Source organism: Pseudomonas mosselii (genome assembly GCF_003205295.1).
GTDB lineage: Bacteria > Pseudomonadota > Gammaproteobacteria > Pseudomonadales > Pseudomonadaceae > Aquipseudomonas > Aquipseudomonas mosselii_B.
In genome coordinates this window covers 16,408-34,726 of the sequence record NZ_QJRP01000021.1, presented here as the reverse complement: position 1 = coordinate 34,726, position 18,319 = coordinate 16,408, and the positions used below count along the sequence as shown (strand labels likewise).

Here is an 18,319-nt window from a genome sequence, read left to right as displayed (position 1 = left end):
GCGGCTGCCAGTCAGTCTTTATAGAAAAAACTGATCGGATGACAGGTAAATGAACATTTGTGAAAAAGTGGGGGGAACGGTTGAAGATTTTCAGGGGGGTTGAGATCGAGCGTCACCCGCGCGGCGCTCGATCTCACAGGCACTACAAGGGCTGAAGCCTGCGCCCTTCGCCCCCCATGCCCTTTGCTTCAAACCACCTCGAGACGAATCTTGTGCTGGTTGAGCAATTGAGTCAGGGCAGGAGAGGGGGCCTGATCCGTCACCAGGCAGTCGATCAGGCTGATCGATCCGAGGCGGACCATGGCATTGCGGCCGAACTTGCTTGAGTCCGCCGCCAGCAGCACCTGGCGGGCGTTGGTGATGATCGCCTGGGATACCCGTACTTCCTGGTAGTCGAAGTCCAGCAGGCTGCCGTCCTCGTCGATACCGCTGATGCCGACCACGGCGAAATCGACCTTGAACTGGTTGATGAAGTCTACGCTCGCCTGGCCCACCACGCCGCCGTCGCGCCGGACCGTGCCGCCGGCCACCAGCACCTCGAAGTCGTCCTTGGCCGCCAGGATCGCCGCCACGTGCAGGTTGTTGGTGATGACCTTCAGGTGGTTGTGGTTGAGCAGGGCGCGGGCGATGGACTCGGTGGTGGTGCCAATGTTGATGAACAGCGAGGCGTGGTCGGGAATCTGCCGGGCCACGGCTTCGGCGATGCGTTGCTTCTCGTCGCGCATCTGGTCGGCGCGCATGGCGTAGGCGGTGTTCTCGATGCTCGAGTCGTAGGCCGCGCCACCGTGATAACGGCGCAGCAGGTTGGCCTCGGCGAGCTGGTTGATATCGCGGCGGATGGTCTGCGGGGTGACGACGAACAGCTGCGCCATCTCCTCGATGCTGACGTAGCCGCGTTCGCGGACGAGCTCGAGGATTTGTTGTTGGCGTGGGGGCAGATTCATGGGCGGTCCTTTGGGGCTGCCGGACAAATTCTGCAATGATGCCGCAGGAAGGGGAGGACGACCAGTAGCCCTTTGGTCAACTGGGGCTGCGCAGCAGCCCCGGCCATCCTGAATCAGGCGTCGTGATCTTCCCAGTCGCGGGTGCGATCGACAGCCTTGCGCCAGCCCTTGTACAGCTTCTCTTTCGCCGCTTCATCCAGTTGCGGGCTGAACTCGCGCTCGATGATCGCCTTGTCGCGCAGCTCGTCCAGGCCGCTCCAGAAACCGCAGGCCAGGCCCGCCAGGTAGGCCGCGCCCAGCGCCGTGGTCTCGCGCATTTTCGGGCGCTCGACGCAGGTGCCAAGAATGTCGGCCTGGAACTGCATGAGGAAGTTGTTGGCCACCGCGCCACCGTCCACGCGCAGCTCGGACAGCCGCTGGCCGCAGTCCTGCTGCATGGCGTCGAGCACGTCGCGGGTCTGGTAGGCGATCGACTCGAGGGCGGCGCGGATGATGTGATCGACCTTGACGCCACGGGTCAGGCCGAACAGCGCGCCGCGGGCGTACGGGTCCCAGTACGGCGCGCCCAGGCCGGTGAAAGCCGGTACCAGGTAGACGCCATTGCTGTCCTTGACCTTGCTGGCGAAGTACTCGGTGTCGTAGGCGTCGTTGACGATCTTCAGTTCGTCGCGCAGCCACTGCACGGTGGAGCCACCGTTGAATACCGCGCCTTCGAGGGCGTAAGCCACCTCGCCGCGGGGGCCGCAGGCGATGGTGGTGAGCAGGCCGTGGGACGACTGGACCGCCTTGTCGCCGGTGTTCATCAGCAGGAAGCAACCGGTGCCATAGGTGTTCTTGGCCTGGCCCGGTTCCACGCACATCTGGCCGAACAGCGCCGACTGCTGGTCGCCGGCGATACCGGCGATATCGATGCCGCTCTTGGTCTTGCCATAGACTTCGGACGATGGGCGCACTTCAGGCAGCATCTGCCGTGGAATGCCGAGGATATCGAGCAGCTTCTCGTCCCACTGCAGCGTATGGATGTTGAACATCAGCGTACGCGAAGCGTTGGTGTAGTCGGTGACATGCACCTTGCCGCCGGAGAATTTCCAGATCAGCCAGGTATCGATGGTGCCGAACAATAGCTCGCCACGTTCGGCGCGTTCGCGGGCGCCTTCGACATTGTCGAGGATCCACTTGAGCTTGGTGCCGGAGAAGTACGGGTCGGTGACCAGGCCGGTGGCCTCGCGGATGTACTGCTCATGGCCGTCGCGTTTGAGCTGGGCGCAGATGTCGGTGCTGCGGCGGCACTGCCAGACAATGGCGTTGTAAACCGGGCGGCCGGTTTCCTTGTCCCAGACGACGGTGGTCTCGCGTTGGTTGGTGATGCCGATGGCGGCAACCTGGGCGTGGCTGATGCCGGCCTGGGCCAGGGCCTCGACCATGGTCGCGCTCTGGGTGGCGAAGATTTCCATCGGGTCATGTTCGACCCAGCCCGCCTGTGGGTAGTGCTGGGCGAATTCACGTTGCGAGGTGCCCACCACGTTGGCGTCGCGATCGAAGATGATGGCGCGCGAACTGGTGGTGCCCTGGTCCAGGGCGATGATGTAGTTCTTGTCCAGGGTATCGGTCATGTCGGTGGCCTTGCACGAATATGGGAGTAGGTCAGGGCGTGGCGGGCGCCGGCCTTGCGGCCCGGGCCCGGCGCGGGTATCAGGAAACCTGGGTATCGCCCTGAGGATTATCGTCTGACTGTTGGGCGGCGGCCTGGGTGGTCGGCAAGTTGCGGGCGATCAGCCCACGGTACAGGGCCGCGCCCAGGCTGGCACCGAGGATCGGCGCGAACACCGGCACCAGGAAATACGGAATATCGCGCCCGCCGGTGAAGGCGACTTCGCCCCAGCCGGCCAGGAAGGTCATCAGTTTAGGCCCGAAATCCCGCGCCGGGTTCATCGCGAAGCCGGTCAGCGGACCCATGGCGCTGCCGATCACTGCGATCAGCAGGCCGATCAGCAGCGGGGCGGTGGCGCCCCGTGGCAGACCGTTGTTGTCGTCGGTCAGAGCCATGATCACGGCCATCAGGATGGCGGTGATGATCACTTCGACCAGGAAGGCCTGGCCGGTGGACAACGCCGGGTGCGGGTAGGTGGAGAACACCGAGGCCAGCTCCAGGCTGGCCTGGCTGCCGCGCACCATGGCGTGGCTTTGTTCGAAATCGAAGAACAGGTTGCTGTAGAGGAAGTACACCAGGGCCGCGCCGCAGAACGCGCCGCACACCTGAGCCAGCATGTAGAACGGCAGCTTGCGCTTGTCGAAACCGGCGAACACGGCCAGGGCGATGCTGACCGCCGGGTTCAGGTGCGCGCCGGAAACGCCGGCGGTCAGGTAGATCGCCATGCTTACGCCGACCCCCCAGATGATGCTGATCTCCCACAGGCCGAAGCTGGCGCCGGCGACCTTGAGCGCGGCGACACAACCGGTGCCGAAGAAGATGAGCAGGGCGGTGCCGAGAAACTCGGCCAGGCATTGCGCGGATAGCGTTGGTTCGCGTAGAGCAGTTGTCATGTGTGACCTCGGTTCTTGTTGTTGTGAGGCGCTGGGCGCTCGACAGCAAAAAAGCCCGGAGTCGATCCCCATTGACGCCGGGCAGGTACAGGAAGTGCACCTTATAGGTGCACCATTTATTCATAAACGAAAAAATATAGACAAGAAACGCTGATGTCAAAGGTCGAAAATGAACGCTTGGCCACAATCTGACTGGTACGCCGGGTCGTGAATCCATGGCCGCTGCTCTAGCCTGGGACCTGCGCTGGCTGCACCGCTGGAATTGCCCTAAAGTACCGGGCGACTTGTGATCGACTGGAGCCGTTGATGACCCCCGCCCTGGACCTCTTGAAGAAGGCGCGCGCCGAGCACCGCGTGCACAGTTACGAACATGATCCGAAAACTGCCTCGTATGGGCTGGAGGCGGCGGAAAAGCTGGGCCTGGACCCGCTACGGGTGTTCAAGACCCTGCTCGCCAGCAGCGAAAAGGGCGAACTGCTGGTGGCCGTGGTGCCGGTGGTCGGGACCCTCGACCTGAAGGCACTGGCCCATGCGGCGGGGGTAAAAAAGTGCGAGATGGCCGATCCGCAGGCCGCCCAGCGCGCCACGGGTTACCTGGTTGGGGGCATCAGCCCGCTGGGACAGAAGAAGCGCCTGCGCACTTTTATCGATCAATCCGCGCAACAACATGAAACGATTCATGTGAGTGCTGGCCGCCGTGGGTTGGAAGTGGAACTGGCCGCCACGGTGCTGGCCACCCATACTCAGGCACAGTTCGCCGAGATCGGTCGCGGCTGATCATCTGTACTGATGGAAGTTCCATGACTCTGTCACTGTCGGGCCTTGGCGGCATGCCGCATGCTCGTGGCCTTTCCCGCCAGATACAGGAGTCGTGGCATGCAGTTGCATTTTCATCAGGTGGACGCCTTCAGTGACCGCCCCTTCGCCGGCAACCCGGCCATGGTCTACCACCTGGAGCAGTGGCTCGACGATGGCCTGATGCAGCAGGTGGCCGCCGAACACAACCTCGCCGAAACCGCGTTCGTGGTGGCCGAGGATGATGGCTATCGGATCCGCTGGTTCACCCCGAGTACCGAAGTCCCCCTGTGCGGCCACGCCACCCTTGCCAGCGCCCATGTCCTGTTCGACGTCTACGGTGAGCAGTCGCCGCGCCTGGAGTTCCAGAGCCGTTCGGGCTTGCTGAGCGTCAGCCGTGAGAATGGCCGCCTGTGGTTGGACTTCCCGCGTTTCGACCCGCAGCCGCTGACCGAGCCAGTGGCGGTGGCCGAAGCGCTGGGGTGCGAGGTACGCGAGGTCTACCAGACCCGCCAGCTGTTCGTGGTGCTCGGGTCGGAGCGAGCAGTACGCGATTGCGCGCCGGACATGGCGGCGCTGGCTCGTCTGTCGGGGCCGGGGGTGATCGTGAGCGCGCCGGGCGAGCGGTATGACTTTGTGTCGCGCTTTTTCGCTCCGGGCATCGGCATCCCGGAAGACCCGGTCACCGGCTCCACCCATTGCTCGCTGATTCCGTACTGGGCGGCGCGCCTGGGCAAACACGAACTGCATGCCTTCCAGTGCTCGGCCCGGGGCGGTGAGCTGTTCTGTCGTCTGGAAGGGGAGCGGGTGAAGATCGGCGGGATGGCTCGGCGCGTGGCCAGTGGCACGCTGATGTTGTGAGCTGTCAGGTTCTTGCTGGAGATCGCCCAGCCTTGTCGAGCAGGGAACTGTCCCTCTGTGGGAGCGGCCTTGCGTCGCGAAAGGGGCGCGCAGCGGCCCCAGATTCCGAGCCGCAATCGAGATTGCTGGGGGCTGCTGCGCAGCCCTTTCGCGACGCAAGGCCGCTCCCACAGGGGACGGTTCCCAGCGCGACAACGCAGCCCAAAGGGCCGGGCAATCTCCTACAGGGGGTGTCAGAACAGATTCATCAATGCGCGGAACTCACGCGCCGCACGCCTTGCTCATGGCTGGCCAGTTGCGCGGCGACGCTGCCGGGCACCGCGAACAGCACCAGATGGTCCGCAGCTACTGCAATACCGACGTCCTGGCCGACCTGATGGTCGTTGTGGCTGGGGAAGATCGCTTCGAGCTGGCTGCCGGTGGGCAGCAGCAGGCGATACAGCGTCGAGGCGCCGAGGAAGCTCTTGCCGATGATCCGCGCCCGCAACGGGCTCTCGGGGGCATGGATGATGTCATCCGGACGCAGCAGCACGTCCACCGAGCTGCCAGGAGCCATGGTGTAGGCACGGTTGCCGCGTAGCTCGCCGAGTTCGGTGGTCACCGCCTCGTGGCTGCTCATCTGACCGCGAATGAAGTAACCCTGGCCGATGAAGCTGGCGACGAACGGGGTCTGCGGCTCGTGGTAGAGGTTGTAGGGGGTGTCCCACTGTTCCAGGCGACCCTCCTTGAACACACCGACGTGGTCGCTGACGGCAAAGGCTTCTTCCTGGTCGTGGGTGACCAGGATGGCGCTGGTGCCACGGCTCTTGAGAATGTCGCGCACCTCATGGCTCAGGCGCCGACGCAGTTCCACGTCGAGGTTGGAGAACGGCTCGTCGAGCAGCAGCAGCTGCGGCTCGGGGGCCAGCGCCCGGGCCAGGGCCACGCGCTGCTGCTGGCCGCCGGACAGCTCGTGCGGGTAGCGCCCGCCCAGGCCGCCGAGCTTGACCAGTTCGAGCATCTCGTCGACCACCGCCGCCTGGCGCGGGTGCTTGCCGATGCCGAAGGCGATGTTCTGTGCCACGGTGAGGTGGGGGAACAGGGCGTAGTCCTGGAACACCATGCCGATCCGGCGCTTTTCCGGGGCCAGGGTGAACCCGGCGCGGGAAATGACTTCGCCTGCCAGCTGGATCTCGCCGTCGTGCACCGGCTCGAAGCCGGCGATGGCGCGCAGCGTGGTGGTCTTGCCGCAACCGGACGACCCCAGCAGGCAACCGATGTCGCCTGCGTTCAGGTGCAGGTTGAGGTTCTGGACGATGCGCTGTTCGCCATAGCCGCAGGCGAGGTTGCGCAGGTTGAGCAGTAACTGTTGACTCATGCGTGGTGGTAAGCCGGTTCTACAAGGAATTCCAGAAGGGCCTTTTGCGCATGCAGGCGGTTTTCAGCTTCGTCCCAGGCGACCGAACGGGGGTCGTCGAGCAGGTCCTGGCTGATTTCCTCGCCACGGTGGGCGGGCAGGCAATGCATGAACAGGGCATCGGGTGCCGCCAGGTCGAGCAGTTCGCGGGTGACCTGGTAAGGCGCGAAATGCGCCAGGCGCCGTGCAGTTTCCTCTTCCTGGCCCATGGAAGTCCAGACATCCGTGGTCACCAGGTGGGCGCCGCGCACGGCTTGCTTCGGATCACGGATGATCTGCACACGGTCACCGCCCATTGCCAGGAAGCGTTGATCAGGCTCGTAGCCTTCAGGGCAAGTGATGCGTAGTTGGAAATCGAACTGCACGGCAGCTTCGATATAGGAGTTGCACATGTTGAAGCCGTCGCCGACCCAGGCCACGGTCTTGCCCTGGATCGAGCCACGGTGCTCGAAGAAGGTCTGCATGTCGGCCAGCAGCTGGCAGGGGTGCGACTCGTCGGACAGGCCGTTGATGACTGGCACCTTCGAGTTGGCGGCGAACTCGGTGAGTGTGCTGTGGGCGTGGGTGCGGATCATCACCGCGTCGACCATGCTCGACAGCACGATGGCGCTGTCGGCGATCGGCTCGCCGCGGCCTAGCTGGGTGTCGCGCGGCGACAGGAAGATCGCCTGGCCGCCAAGCTGGATCATGCCGGCCTCGAAGGACACCCGGGTGCGGGTCGAGGATTTCTCGAAGATCATGCCCAGCACGCGATTCTTCAGTGGCTCGAACAGCACGCCTCGTTTGCGCAGGTCCTTCAGCTCGATGCCTCGACGGATCACGCCGAGCAATTCGTCAGCGGTGAAATCCATCAGGGAGAGAAAGTGCCTTGCGCTCATGATTGACTACCTTATCTGCAACGTTCTGCAGGTCGACCGTATGGGTTTTGTTGACAACGGGGGTGACCTGCGGCGTAAGCCGCACGGGGCGGACGGAATAGGGGGAGGCGCAATACTATAATTAAATGTCGCCTAAAACCAAGAGGGGAAACAGCGCCACTGTGTCAAAGGGTGTCGTAAGCCCTTGCCGGCTAGCTGTTTTTTATTTGCTACAGCGGTTGTACACGGCTCGGAGCGCATTTGGCAAACCCGTTGTCGCGAATCGCCCGCCTGATGTCGTGCGATTCACGTCGCGAACCTCGCTGGCGAGCCCCCGTCGGCGGGCGCATAGTCGAATCTCGACAATAACAAGGCAGAGGCGGCCATGACCAAGACCCTGCATCACCGAGCCTGTCACCTGTGCGAGGCCATCTGCGGCCTGAACATCGAAGTCACCCACGAAGCCGAGGGGGCGGCGCGGATCAGCTCGATCAAGGGCGACCCGCAGGATCCGTTCAGCCGCGGCCATGTCTGCCCCAAGGCGGTCGCCCTGCAGGACATCCAGGATGACCCCGACCGCCTGCGCCAGCCTCATCGACGCATCGGTGACCAGTGGTTGCCGATCAGTTGGGACGAAGCCTTCGCCCTGGCAGCGCAGCGGCTGTGGGCAATCCAGCAGGCCCACGGGCGCAACGCGGTGGCCGTGTACCAGGGCAACCCCAGCGTGCACAACTATGGGCTGATGACCCACAGCAACTACTTCCTCGGCCTGCTCAAGACGCGCAATCGCTTCTCCGCTACCTCGGTGGACCAGTTGCCGCAGCACCTGACCAGCCACCTGATGTATGGCCATGGCCTGTTGCTGCCTATTCCGGACATCGACCAGACCCAGTTCATGCTGATCCTGGGCGGCAATCCCGTGGCGTCCAATGGCAGCATCATGACCGTGCCGGACGTGGAAAAGCGCCTCAAGGCGCTCAAGGCCAGGGGTGGGCAGTTGGTGGTGGTGGATCCGCGGCGCAGCGAGACGGCGGCGCTGGCCGACCAGCACCTGTTCATTCGCCCCGGTGGTGACGCGGCGCTGTTGTGTGGCCTGCTGCATACGCTGTTCAGCGAGAACCTGGCCCGGGGCTCGCATCTGCCGGTCGCGGGGCTGGAACAGGTGCGCGAAGCCATCCTGCCGTTCGATGCGTCCGCCATGAGCGCGCTGTGCGGTATCCCGGCGGAGGCGATCCGCCAGTTGGCGCGAGATTTCGCCGCTGCCGACAAGGCGGTGTGCTATGGCCGGATGGGCGTATCGACCCAGGCCTTCGGTTCGCTGTGCCACTGGCTGGTGCAATTGATCAACCTGGTCACCGGCAATCTCGATCGCGAGGGCGGCGCCCTGTGCACGGCGCCTGCGGTCGACCTGGTCGCCAGCACTTCCGGCGGGCATTTCGACCAGTGGCGCAGCCGCGTCTCCGGACTGCCCGAGTATGGCGGCGAGCTGCCGGTCTCGGCCCTGGCCGAAGAGATCCTCGAACCGGGCGAAGGGCAGGTGCGGGCGCTGGTGACCGTGGCAGGCAACCCGGTGCTGTCCACGCCCAACGGTCGCCGCCTGGACGACGCGCTGGCCGGTCTCGACTTCATGCTGAGCATTGACCTGTACATCAACGAGACCACGCGCCATGCCGATCTGATCCTGCCGTCGACCTCGGCGCTGGAAAACGATCACTACGATTCCACCTTCAACCTGCTGGCGGTGCGCAACGTCACCCGCTTCAACAGGGCGATCCTGCCCAAGCCCGAAGGGGCGCTGCACGACTGGGAGATCTTCGTGGGCTTGGCCAAGGCCTTCGCCGAGCGCGTGCAGGTCGAGCTCAAGGCGACCCTGCCACCGGCACAGATGATCGACTTCGCCTTGCGCAAGGGGCCCTATGGCGAGGCTTCACCCTGGAAGCTTTCGCTCCAGGCGCTCGACGCGTATCCCCATGGCCTCGACCTCGGCCCCCTGCGGGCCAACCTGGCGACACGTCTGCGCACGGCCAGCGGCAAGGTCGAGGCGGCCCCGGCGGTGCTGCTCGACGATCTTGGGCGCCTCGCCGGTGTGTCCGCGCCCACGGATGACCAGCTGTTGCTCATCGGCCGTCGCCATGTGCGCAGCAACAATTCGTGGATGCACAACTACCATCGGCTGGTCAAAGGCAAGCCGCGCCACCATTTGCTGATGCACCCGGACGACTTGAGCCGGCGCCAGTTGCAGGACGGCCAGATGGTGCGGGTCCGCTCACGCACCGGGGTGATCGAGGTGGCGGTACAGGCCAGCGAAGAGATGATGCCGGGGGTGGTCAGCCTGCCCCATGGTTACGGCCATGGGCGCCAGGGCGCACGGTTGCAGGTGGCCGCTGCGCAGCCGGGGGCGAGTGCCAATGACCTGACTGACGAACACCTGCGTGATGGCGTTTCCGGCAATGCTGCCCTCAATGGCGTGCCGGTACAGGTCGAGGCCGCATGAAGCACGGCAAGGCCGAGCACGCCGCTCGGCTTTCCGATACAATGCGTCACCGTGCCGACGACCCTGTCGGAAAGTTCAGCCGAGGTGCTTCATGGATATCATCGATACAATCAAAGAGCAGATTGCCAACAACACCATTCTGCTTTACATGAAAGGTTCGCCGAATGCGCCGCAGTGCGGCTTCTCGGCCAAGGCTTCGCAGGCAGTGATGGGTTGCGGCGAGAAGTTCGCCTACGTCGACATCCTGCAGAACCCGGAAATCCGTGCCAACCTGCCCAAGTACGCCAACTGGCCGACTTTCCCGCAACTGTGGGTGGCCGGTGAGCTGGTCGGCGGCAGCGACATCATGCTGGAAATGTTCGAGAAGGGTGAACTGCAGACCCTGATCAAGGACGCGGCCGCCAAGGCCAAGGCTTCCGAGGCCTGATTCAGGTCTACTCGCCAGCACGCAAAAAGCCCCGCATCAGCGGGGCTTTTTGTTGGGTAATCGTCAGTAATTGCAAGGCCACAATTCGTCGACTGCATGCGGCTTGTGTAGGAGCGGCCTTGTGTCGCGAAAGGGCCGCATAGCGGCCCCGGCAATATCAGCTTGATGCGTAGATCTGGGGCCGCTACGCGCCCCTTTCGCGACACAAGGCCGCTCCTACAGGGTTACGCGATCGCCTGCTGGAGATGCTTTGTCTGACTGACGTAAAACCTATTCTTCGCCCATCTGCGACTGCAGGTAGTTCTCGATTGTGACCTTGTCGATCAGGCCCAGCTGGGTTTCCAGCCAATCGATGTGCTCTTCCTGGTCTTCGAGGATGTCTTCGAGCACATCACGCGAGCCGAAGTCGCCGGCGGTTTCGCAGTGGGCGATGGCGGCCTTGAGGTCGGCATGGGCCTTTTTCTCAAGTTTCAGGTCGCAGTCGAGCATCTCCTTGGTGTGCTCGCCGATCATCAGCTTGCCCAGGTCCTGCACGTTGGGGATGCCTTCGAGGAAGAGGATGCGCTTGATCAGCTTGTCAGCGTCCTTCATCGCCTGGATGGACTCTTTGTACTCGAGCTTGCCGATCCTGTTCAGGCCCCAATCTTCATACATGCGAGCATGCAGGAAGTACTGGTTGATTGCGACCAGCTCGTTTCCGAGGATCTTGTTGAGATGCTGGATGACGCTTACGTCGCCTTTCATGATGGGGTCTGCCCTGTAAATGTTGAGCCAATGAAAACAAGTCTGAGCCCCTCAACTATCTATGTCAAACCTAAGTTATTGAATAATAAGTGAAAATTAATCGGAATAAGAATGTTTGTGAACCGCGTTCGAGTGCTAACTTATTGAATTTCAGGCATAAAAAAACCGGACACTGGGTCCGGTTCTTCGAATTCGGGGGTAATTAAGCCGCGTTGAATTCAACGGGGTAGGGCAGGACGGCCTGCTGGCTCAGTTGCAGCTCGGTGAGGGTTTCGCGTACCACCTGCTTGGCGAGGCAGGCGCACTTGCCGCACTGGCTGGCCACATTGGTGGCGGCTCGCACTTCCTTGTAGCTGCAGCATCCTTCGTAGATCGCATCGCGGATCTGTCCATCGGTGACACCGACACAGAGACACACATACATAAAGGCTGACCGTCGCGGGTTGAGTCGATGCGTTGGAGAGTAATGGTAATGAGAATGCTTGTCAAAACACTTTGTGTAAGGTGCGTTCCAGAGCGACCGGCGGTCGAGATTCGGCCTGTCACGCAAAGCTGTGTATGATGGTCGGCCTTTGCTGGATCCGGGGGAACGTGTTCCGCCCGGGCAAGGTTTTTCACCCCTCATCAGGAGAGATCGAATGAGCGTACTCGTTGGCAAACAAGCCCCGGACTTCACCGTTCCAGCCGTGCTGGGCAACGGCGAGATCGTCGACAGCTTCAACCTGGCCTCGGCCATCAAGGGCAAGTACGGCCTGGTATTCTTCTACCCGCTGGACTTCACCTTTGTCTGCCCGTCCGAGCTGATCGCCCTGGACAACCGCATCCCTGACTTCCAGGCGCGCAACGTGGAAGTGATCGGCGTGTCGATCGACTCGCACTTCACCCACAACGCCTGGCGCAACACCCCGGTCAACAACGGCGGTATCGGTCAGGTCAAGTACACCCTGGCCGCCGACATGACCCACGAAATCTGCAAGGCCTACGACGTCGAGTCCGAAGGCGGCGTGGCCTTCCGCGGCGCATTCCTGATCGACACCAACGGTGTCGTTCGTTCGCAGATCGTCAACGACCTGCCACTGGGCCGTAACATGGACGAGCTGCTGCGTCTGGTCGACGCCCTGCAATTCCACGAAGAGCACGGCGAAGTCTGCCCGGCCAACTGGAAGAAAGGCGACAAGGGCATGAACGCTTCGCCGGAAGGCGTTGCTGCTTACCTGAGCGAGAACGCTGGCAAGCTGTAATTTACCACGCGCATAAAAAAACCGGCCCTGGTGGCCGGTTTTTTTATGCGCTGTGAACATGTCGCGGGAGGCGGGCTTCAATCGTTGAAATCGCGCCAGCCGCCCATTTCTTTCCAGCGATTGACGATGCCGCAGAACAACTCGGCGGTCTTCTCGGTGTCGTAGCGCGCCGAATGCGCCTCGCGACCGTCGAAGTCGATATCCGCGCTCTGGCAGGCCCGGGCCAGCACGGTCTGGCCGTAGGCGAGGCCGGCGAGGGTAGCGGTATCGAAGCTGGAGAACGGATGGAACGGGTTGCGCTTGATATCGTTGCGCGCCACCGCGGCATTGAGGAAGCCCAGGTCGAAGCTGCTGTTGTGCCCGACCAGGATCGCCCGCTTGCAGCCATTGGCCTTCAGCGCCTTGCGCACGCCGCGGAAGATATCGGTCAGCGCGCTTTCCTCGCTCACCGCCATGCGCAGTGGGTGGTCCAGCTTGATGCCGGTGAACTCCAGTGCTGCCGCCTCGATATTGGCCCCTTCGAACGGTTCGACCCGGTGGAAGTAGGTGTGCTCGGGGAACAGGAAGCCCTTTTCGTCCATGCCGATGGTGACGGCGGCGATCTCCAGCAGCGCGTCGGTGGCGCTGTTGAAACCGCCGGTCTCGACGTCCACCACCACTGGCAGGTAGCCACGGAAACGCTCGGCCATCGGATGACGCGAGCCACTGCTGACCTGGCTGTCCTGGTCGTCTTCGTAAAGATCTTCGCTCACGCGTTGTCCTCCAGCAGGCGCCAGCGCAGCTTCTCACCGGCGCGCAGGGGGATCACGGTGTTGTCGCCGAATGGCAGGCTGTCCGGCGCGGTCCATTCTTCGCGCACCAGAGTGATGGTGTCGGTGTTGCGCGCCAGGCCGTAGAAGTCCGGGCCGTGCTTGCTGGCGAAGCCTTCGAGCTTGTCCAGCGCGTTGCGCTGTTCGAACGCTTCGGCGTACATCTCGATGGCGGCGTAAGCGGTGTAGCAGCCGGCGCAGCCGCAGGCGGCTTCCTTGGCATGCTTGGCGTGGGGCGCCGAGTCGGTGCCGAGGAAGAACTTCGGGTTGCCGCTGGTGGCGGCATCCAGCAGCGCCACCTGGTGGGTGTTGCGCTTGAGGATCGGCAGGCAGTAGAAGTGCGGACGGATACCGCCGACCAGCATGTGGTTGCGGTTGTACAGCAGGTGCTGGGCGGTGATGGTCGCACCGACGTTGGCCGGCGCTTCGCTGACGAACTGCGCGGCGTCGCTGGTGGTGATGTGTTCGAACACCACCTTCAGGGTCGGGAAGCGCTCGACCAGACGGCGCATGTGCTCGTCGATGAAGCGTTTCTCGCGGTCGAACACGTCGATCTCGCTGCGCGTGACTTCACCGTGCACCAGCAAGGGCATGCCGGTCTCGGCCAGGGCCTCGATCACCGGGAAGATATTGTCGATGCTGGTCACGCCCGAATCGGAGTTGGTGGTGGCACCGGCCGGGTAGAGCTTGGCGGCGTACACGATCCCGCTGGCCTTGGCGGCACGCACATCGTCGGCGCTGGTGCGGTCGGTGAGGTAGAGCACCATCAGCGGCTCGAAGCGGCTGCCGGCGGGGCGTGCGGCAAGGATGCGCTCGCGGTAGGCCGCGGCCTCGACGGCGTTGCGTACCGGCGGAACCAGGTTGGGCATGATGATGGCGCGGGCGAAGGTGCGCGCCACGTCACCGACGGTGTGTGGCAGGACGGCACCATCGCGCAGATGGATGTGCCAGTCGTCGGGGCGCAGGAGGGTCAGGCGATCGGACATTGGAGATTCCAGGCGGGTCGAACTCAGAAGCCAATGCTACCGGAAAACCCCTGTTCGAGCACGGCTATCAAGTTTTCCGACGAGCGTCCGATAGCGTTCAGGTAAGCCGTCGAAATTTGTGGAGCCGCCCGTGCGCCAGCGTTACCTAGCCCTGTTCACCCTCGTTGCCAGCCTGCCGGCCGGGGCAATGACCTTCCAGACCCGCGTGGAGAACGTCGCCTGGAAAGTCGAGGGTGACCAGTTCGAATGTCGCCTGATCCAGCCGATCGACGGTTTCGGCAGCGGTGAGTTCGTGCGCCGCGCCGGCGAGCAGCCGACCTTCCAGCTTCGTTCGGACAGCAATGTCCTGGGCGCTGGCTCCGCCACCCTGCTGGCCGCCGCCGCGCCCTGGCAGCCCGGGCGCGGCGACATCAACCTCGGTGCGGTGCACATGGCCCGTACCGGCGTGCTGTTCACCTCCAGCCAGGGTCAGGCCAGCCGCCTGATCAACGGCCTTCTCGATGGTCGCAGCACCGTGGTGCGCAACTACCGCGGCGAAGGTGGCCGGCCGATGGAAGTGCATGTGATGCCAGTCAGTTTCGCCAAGGCCTACAGCGATTATCAACTGTGCGCCGCCAAGCTGCTGCCGATGAACTACGACCAGATCCGCCAGACCCAGGTCGGCTTCCCCGGAGGCGGGATCGAACTGGACAGCTCGGCGCGCGCGCGCCTGGACGTGCTGCTGGACTACCTGAAGGCCGATCCGACGGTCAACCACATCGAACTCAACGGCCACTCCGACAACAGCGGCAATCGCCTGACCAACCGTGATACCTCGCGTCGACGGGCACTGGCGGTGGCCGATTACCTCAAGGCCCATGGCGTGCCGGAAGAGCAGATCACCGTGCGTTTCCATGGCGAGCGCTATCCGCTGGCCAAGAACAACAGCGCCGCCAACCGGGCGCGCAACCGCCGGGTGAACATCCAGCTGGAGCGCATGACGCCGGTCGAGAAGCCCGTGGAGAAACCGGCAGCACAGGTGCCGCCGTCGGCCCCGGCACCCGCTGCCGCCACGCCTGCACCAACGACGCCTGCGGCCGCTGCCGTGCCGCCCGCTCCCGCCAAATCCTGAGTGCGACAGCGGGTCGCGCTCTCGACAATTCCTGTCGCTTTGTCGTCACAAGCTGTCGCCCCATTGTAAATTTTTCAGCAACGCCGGTAGAATCATCCGCTTTCCGTACAACCCCGTGGAGTGATGGCATGGCGGACGTAAAAAAGGTCGTATTGGCGTATTCCGGCGGCCTTGATACTTCGGTGATTCTCAAGTGGCTGCAGGACACCTACAACTGTGAAGTGGTGACCTTCACCGCTGACCTCGGCCAGGGCGAGGAGGTCGAGCCGGCCCGCGCCAAGGCCCAGGCGATGGGCGTGAAAGAAATCTACATCGACGACCTGCGCGAAGAGTTCGTGCGTGATTTCGTCTTCCCGATGTTCCGCGCCAACACCGTCTACGAAGGCGAGTACCTGCTGGGTACTTCCATCGCCCGCCCGCTGATCGCCAAGCGCCTGATCGAGATCGCCAACGAAACCGGCGCCGACGCCATTTCCCACGGTGCCACCGGCAAGGGCAACGACCAGGTGCGCTTCGAACTGGGCGCCTATGCGCTCAAGCCAGGCGTCAAGGTCATCGCTCCATGGCGCGAGTGGGACCTGTTGTCCCGCGAGAAGCTGATGGACTACGCCGAGAAGCACGGCATCCCGATCGAGCGCCACGGCAAGAAAAAATCGCCGTACTCGATGGACGCCAACCTGCTGCACATCTCCTACGAAGGCGGTGTCCTGGAAGATACCTGGACCGAGCACGAGGAAGACATGTGGAAATGGAGCGTCTCGCCTGAGAACGCCCCCGACCAGGCCACCTACCTCGAGCTGACCTACCGCAACGGTGACATCGTCGCCATCGACGGCGTCGAGAAGACCCCGGCCACCGTGCTGGCCGACCTCAACCGCATCGGCGGCGCCAACGGCATCGGTCGCCTGGACATCGTCGAGAACCGCTACGTCGGCATGAAGTCGCGCGGCTGCTACGAGACCCCGGGCGGCACCATCATGCTCAAGGCTCACCGTGCCATCGAGTCGATCACCCTGGACCGTGAAGTCGCTCACCTGAAGGATGAGCTGATGCCCAAGTACGCCAGCCTGATCTACACCGGCTACTGGTGGAGCCCGGAGCGTCTGATGTTGCAGCAGATGATCGACGCCTCCCAGGTCAACGTGAACGGTGTCGTGCGCCTGAAGTTGTACAAGGGCAACGTCACGGTCGTCGGCCGCAAGTCGGACGATTCGCTGTTCGACGCCAACATCGCGACCTTCGAGGAAGACGGCGGCGCCTACAACCAGGCAGACGCCGCAGGCTTCATCAAGCTCAACGCACTGCGCATGCGCATCGCGGCCAACAAGGGCCGTTCGCTGCTGTAAGCCTTTGGCGTAACAGAAAAACCCGGCCTCGGCCGGGTTTTTTCATGCCCGGGATTCAGGGGGAGGCGCGGGCTCGCCTTCCTGCATCGGCGATACCGACAGGTGGATGCAGGTTCGCGTATCGAGGTTGTACAAGATCCAGCGCCGCTGTTGCCCGTGAGGGCGCTCGATCATTCGCAGCACATGGTTTTCGATGATCTTTCGACTGTCGGCACCGGAGATGGCGATGATCATCGCCCCTTTGTCCCGTGCTACAGAGGGGGGCCGTGATCCGTCCGAAGCGCTGGCACGTCTTTCCGGGGCAAACAATGAACCGCTATTGAAGTTGAGCGTAAGAAAGAACAGCACGGTGAGGAAAAACGGGAAACCTACCAGGAACCAGGTGTAGACGGTCTGGCTGTCGTCACTGAGGAACGGTAGCGAGGCCAAAGCGGATGCCTCGATCACACCCGCAAAGACAGCGATAAGAGTCAACGGGCTGATAGGGTCGCGGTTCATGATGAGTGCCTGGCCATGCTTTGCCCATCAGTAGCCCGTTTCTTTCAGTGTGTTAAGCGTGGCTTGTTTCCCTGCCTGGCGATGCCGTGGGTCGCCGGGCAGGTTTTTATCCAGCCTGTATAGTCGAAATTTCCCGCGAAATGTGTCACCAGATGGCGCTTGGATCCAATTTTGCCGGCTGTTACTTTCTGACTCGTTGCGACGAACATACATCTATTACATTTTGTTAATTAGCTGTTTGTAGGAAGAATCTCTAATAACAGTAGTCCACTTCTTTCGGTGAATCTGCCAGGGAAACCGCTGCATAAATAATCGTTATGCTCGGGTGTGGTGGTCTATCGAACTAAAAACAACGTATCAATGGGAATCGCATGAATAAAGTGCTGATCGTGGATGATCACCCGGTCATTCGCCTGGCCGTACGCATGCTGATGGAGCGGCATGGCTACGAGGTGGTGGCGGAGAGCGACAATGGCGTGGATGCCTTGCAACTGACGCGGGAGTATCTGCCGGACATTGTCATTCTGGATATCGGGATCCCCAAACTGGATGGGCTTGAAGTGATTGCCCGGATGACCCTGGCAAGTCCCGGGACCAAGGTGCTGGTGCTGACCTCTCAGGCACCGGGGCACTTTTCGATGCGCTGCATGCAGGCGGGAGCGGCAGGTTATGTGTGCAAGCAGCAGGAGCTGACCGAGCTGCTCAGCGCGATCAAGGCCGTGCTGTCCGGCTACAGCTACTTCCCCAACCAGGCGCTGCACAAGGGGCGCTCAGGCGTGGGAGGGGCCACGGAGGTGGAGATGGTCGAGCGGCTTTCCGGGCGGGAGATGATGGTGTTGCAGCAGCTTGCCCGGGGCAAGAGCAACAAGGAGATCGCCGACAGCATGTTTCTCAGCAACAAGACGGTCAGTACCTACAAGACGCGCCTGCTGCTCAAGTTGAATGCCCGCTCGCTGGTGGACCTGATCGAACTCGCCCAGCGCCATGGGCTGGCCTGAGCATCATTGAAAATGCCTCCGTTCGGGAGGCTTTTTCGTGTCTGTACTACAGGTCGTAGTCGAAGTCAGCCAATTGCTTCTGCAGGCGTCGTTCCTCGAGCATGTTGTCGATGGTGCGGCGTTTGCTCAGGTTGGTCTTGGCCGGTTCGGCCTGCGGCTCCACATCTTCGTCCGCACTCTGGAAATCGTCGTCGATTGCCAAGTCTTCTTTATCGGTGCTCATGCGTCACTCCAAGCCAAGGGGCCATTGGCCGTCCTTATAACGGGA

19 protein-coding genes are annotated in these 18,319 nt (G+C 62.7%); 8 read left to right on the top strand and 11 right to left on the bottom strand.

Annotated elements, in window-relative coordinates; all coding sequences use genetic code 11:
- Positions 1–188: 188 nt before the first annotated feature.
- From glpR to DMX06_RS18680, 3 genes are all read right to left on the bottom strand, one after another.
- Positions 189–944, bottom strand: coding sequence for a DNA-binding transcriptional repressor GlpR (gene glpR, locus DMX06_RS18690; RefSeq protein WP_110738811.1), 756 nt, complete (start codon positions 942–944; stop codon positions 189–191).
- 113 nt (positions 945–1,057) lie between these two features.
- Positions 1,058–2,557 (bottom strand): glycerol kinase GlpK, encoded by a 1,500-nt coding sequence (gene glpK / locus DMX06_RS18685; protein ID WP_050704018.1) that lies wholly within the window; start codon positions 2,555–2,557, stop codon positions 1,058–1,060.
- Between the two features lie 79 nt (positions 2,558–2,636).
- Entirely contained in the window at positions 2,637–3,488 is an 852-nt protein-coding gene (locus DMX06_RS18680) for an MIP/aquaporin family protein (protein WP_110738810.1), read from the bottom strand.
- A gap of 306 nt (positions 3,489–3,794) precedes the next feature.
- Here DMX06_RS18680 and ybaK point away from each other — a divergent pair, with 306 nt between their 5' ends.
- Positions 3,795–4,265 carry a Cys-tRNA(Pro) deacylase gene (gene ybaK, locus DMX06_RS18675; RefSeq protein WP_028690086.1) on the top strand — a complete coding sequence of 157 codons (471 nt, stop codon included), beginning with the start codon at positions 3,795–3,797 and terminating at the stop codon, positions 4,263–4,265.
- 99 nt (positions 4,266–4,364) lie between these two features.
- On the top strand, positions 4,365–5,144 hold the full coding sequence (locus tag DMX06_RS18670; RefSeq protein WP_110738809.1) for a PhzF family phenazine biosynthesis protein: 780 nt from the start codon (positions 4,365–4,367) through the stop codon (positions 5,142–5,144).
- A 247-nt stretch (positions 5,145–5,391) separates the two neighbouring features.
- Here the strand turns inward: DMX06_RS18670 and DMX06_RS18665 are convergent, their stop codons facing one another.
- Together DMX06_RS18665 and argF are read right to left on the bottom strand one after the other, a co-directional pair.
- Positions 5,392–6,501 carry an ABC transporter ATP-binding protein gene (locus DMX06_RS18665; protein ID WP_110738808.1) on the bottom strand — a complete coding sequence of 370 codons (1,110 nt, stop codon included), beginning with the start codon at positions 6,499–6,501 and terminating at the stop codon, positions 5,392–5,394.
- Positions 6,498–7,418 carry an ornithine carbamoyltransferase gene (gene argF, locus DMX06_RS18660; protein WP_110738807.1) on the bottom strand — a complete coding sequence of 307 codons (921 nt, stop codon included), beginning with the start codon at positions 7,416–7,418 and terminating at the stop codon, positions 6,498–6,500. The genes DMX06_RS18665 and argF overlap by 4 nt, the downstream gene beginning before the upstream one ends.
- 364 nt (positions 7,419–7,782) lie before the next feature.
- On the opposite strand from argF, the gene DMX06_RS18655 reads away from it, so the two are divergent.
- A complete protein-coding gene (locus DMX06_RS18655) occupies positions 7,783–9,891 on the top strand; it encodes a molybdopterin oxidoreductase family protein (RefSeq protein WP_110738806.1) in 2,109 nt (702 codons plus the stop codon).
- A gap of 91 nt (positions 9,892–9,982) precedes the next feature.
- A complete protein-coding gene (grxD, locus tag DMX06_RS18650; protein ID WP_103449407.1) occupies positions 9,983–10,318 on the top strand; it encodes a Grx4 family monothiol glutaredoxin in 336 nt (111 codons plus the stop codon).
- Between the two features lie 270 nt (positions 10,319–10,588).
- On the opposite strand, the gene bfr is transcribed toward grxD, so the two are convergent.
- Entirely contained in the window at positions 10,589–11,062 is a 474-nt protein-coding gene (gene bfr, locus DMX06_RS18645; RefSeq protein ID WP_110738805.1) for a bacterioferritin, read from the bottom strand.
- Between the two features lie 202 nt (positions 11,063–11,264).
- Positions 11,265–11,486: a bacterioferritin-associated ferredoxin gene (locus tag DMX06_RS18640; protein ID WP_011532520.1), complete on the bottom strand. Its 222-nt coding sequence runs from the start codon at positions 11,484–11,486 to the stop codon at positions 11,265–11,267.
- Positions 11,487–11,700: 214 nt separating this feature from the next.
- Here DMX06_RS18640 and DMX06_RS18635 point away from each other — a divergent pair, with 214 nt between their 5' ends.
- On the top strand, positions 11,701–12,303 hold the full coding sequence (locus DMX06_RS18635) for a peroxiredoxin (RefSeq protein ID WP_023629028.1): 603 nt from the start codon (positions 11,701–11,703) through the stop codon (positions 12,301–12,303).
- Positions 12,304–12,380: 77 nt separating this feature from the next.
- Here the strand turns inward: DMX06_RS18635 and rnt are convergent, their stop codons facing one another.
- Both rnt and pyrC read right to left on the bottom strand, forming a co-directional pair.
- Positions 12,381–12,992: a ribonuclease T gene (gene rnt, locus DMX06_RS18630; RefSeq protein WP_225933324.1), complete on the bottom strand. Its 612-nt coding sequence runs from the start codon at positions 12,990–12,992 to the stop codon at positions 12,381–12,383.
- Between the two features lie 59 nt (positions 12,993–13,051).
- The gene (gene pyrC / locus DMX06_RS18625; RefSeq protein ID WP_110738804.1) at positions 13,052–14,098 is read right to left on the bottom strand and encodes a dihydroorotase; all 1,047 of its coding nucleotides are present in this window, start codon (positions 14,096–14,098) and stop codon (positions 13,052–13,054) included.
- A 130-nt stretch (positions 14,099–14,228) separates the two neighbouring features.
- Between pyrC and DMX06_RS18620 the strand changes: the two genes are divergently transcribed.
- Together DMX06_RS18620 and DMX06_RS18615 are read left to right on the top strand one after the other, a co-directional pair.
- Complete coding sequence (locus tag DMX06_RS18620) at positions 14,229–15,209, top strand: flagellar protein MotY (RefSeq protein ID WP_110738803.1); 981 nt, start codon at positions 14,229–14,231, stop codon at positions 15,207–15,209.
- Positions 15,210–15,337: 128 nt separating this feature from the next.
- Complete coding sequence (locus DMX06_RS18615) at positions 15,338–16,555, top strand: argininosuccinate synthase (RefSeq protein WP_110738802.1); 1,218 nt, start codon at positions 15,338–15,340, stop codon at positions 16,553–16,555.
- A 42-nt stretch (positions 16,556–16,597) separates the two neighbouring features.
- Here DMX06_RS18615 and DMX06_RS18610 read toward each other — a convergent pair whose 3' ends face one another.
- Positions 16,598–17,053, bottom strand: coding sequence for a hypothetical protein (locus tag DMX06_RS18610; RefSeq protein WP_110738801.1), 456 nt, complete (start codon positions 17,051–17,053; stop codon positions 16,598–16,600).
- Positions 17,054–17,424: 371 nt separating this feature from the next.
- On the opposite strand from DMX06_RS18610, the gene DMX06_RS18605 reads away from it, so the two are divergent.
- The gene (locus DMX06_RS18605; protein ID WP_110738800.1) at positions 17,425–18,051 is read left to right on the top strand and encodes a response regulator transcription factor; all 627 of its coding nucleotides are present in this window, start codon (positions 17,425–17,427) and stop codon (positions 18,049–18,051) included.
- A 46-nt stretch (positions 18,052–18,097) separates the two neighbouring features.
- Here DMX06_RS18605 and DMX06_RS26365 read toward each other — a convergent pair whose 3' ends face one another.
- Positions 18,098–18,274, bottom strand: a complete 177-nt coding sequence (locus DMX06_RS26365; protein ID WP_181427862.1) for a PA3496 family putative envelope integrity protein — start codon at positions 18,272–18,274, stop codon at positions 18,098–18,100.
- Between the last annotated feature and the right edge of the window lie 45 nt (positions 18,275–18,319).

Bases quoted from the DNA above. Each gene is read 5' to 3' on its own strand.
- glpR (WP_110738811.1), bottom strand. From the start codon at position 944: ATGAATCTGCCCCCACGCCAACAACAAATCCTCGAGCTCGTCCGCGAA.
- glpK (WP_050704018.1), bottom strand. From the start codon at position 2,557: ATGACCGATACCCTGGACAAGAACTACATCATCGCCCTGGACCAGGGC.
- DMX06_RS18605 (WP_110738800.1), top strand. From the start codon at position 17,425: ATGAATAAAGTGCTGATCGTGGATGATCACCCGGTCATTCGCCTGGCC.
- DMX06_RS18670 (WP_110738809.1), top strand. From the start codon at position 4,365: ATGCAGTTGCATTTTCATCAGGTGGACGCCTTCAGTGACCGCCCCTTC.
- DMX06_RS18680 (WP_110738810.1), bottom strand. From the start codon at position 3,488: ATGACAACTGCTCTACGCGAACCAACGCTATCCGCGCAATGCCTGGCC.
- DMX06_RS26365 (WP_181427862.1), bottom strand. From the start codon at position 18,274: ATGAGCACCGATAAAGAAGACTTGGCAATCGACGACGATTTCCAGAGT.
- ybaK (WP_028690086.1), top strand. From the start codon at position 3,795: ATGACCCCCGCCCTGGACCTCTTGAAGAAGGCGCGCGCCGAGCACCGC.
- rnt (WP_225933324.1), bottom strand. From the start codon at position 12,992: ATGGCCGAGCGTTTCCGTGGCTACCTGCCAGTGGTGGTGGACGTCGAG.
- grxD (WP_103449407.1), top strand. From the start codon at position 9,983: ATGGATATCATCGATACAATCAAAGAGCAGATTGCCAACAACACCATT.
- DMX06_RS18615 (WP_110738802.1), top strand. From the start codon at position 15,338: ATGGCGGACGTAAAAAAGGTCGTATTGGCGTATTCCGGCGGCCTTGAT.
- DMX06_RS18655 (WP_110738806.1), top strand. From the start codon at position 7,783: ATGACCAAGACCCTGCATCACCGAGCCTGTCACCTGTGCGAGGCCATC.
- DMX06_RS18640 (WP_011532520.1), bottom strand. From the start codon at position 11,486: ATGTATGTGTGTCTCTGTGTCGGTGTCACCGATGGACAGATCCGCGAT.
- DMX06_RS18635 (WP_023629028.1), top strand. From the start codon at position 11,701: ATGAGCGTACTCGTTGGCAAACAAGCCCCGGACTTCACCGTTCCAGCC.
- DMX06_RS18610 (WP_110738801.1), bottom strand. From the start codon at position 17,053: ATGAACCGCGACCCTATCAGCCCGTTGACTCTTATCGCTGTCTTTGCG.
- DMX06_RS18665 (WP_110738808.1), bottom strand. From the start codon at position 6,501: ATGAGTCAACAGTTACTGCTCAACCTGCGCAACCTCGCCTGCGGCTAT.
- argF (WP_110738807.1), bottom strand. From the start codon at position 7,418: ATGAGCGCAAGGCACTTTCTCTCCCTGATGGATTTCACCGCTGACGAA.
- pyrC (WP_110738804.1), bottom strand. From the start codon at position 14,098: ATGTCCGATCGCCTGACCCTCCTGCGCCCCGACGACTGGCACATCCAT.
- bfr (WP_110738805.1), bottom strand. From the start codon at position 11,062: ATGAAAGGCGACGTAAGCGTCATCCAGCATCTCAACAAGATCCTCGGA.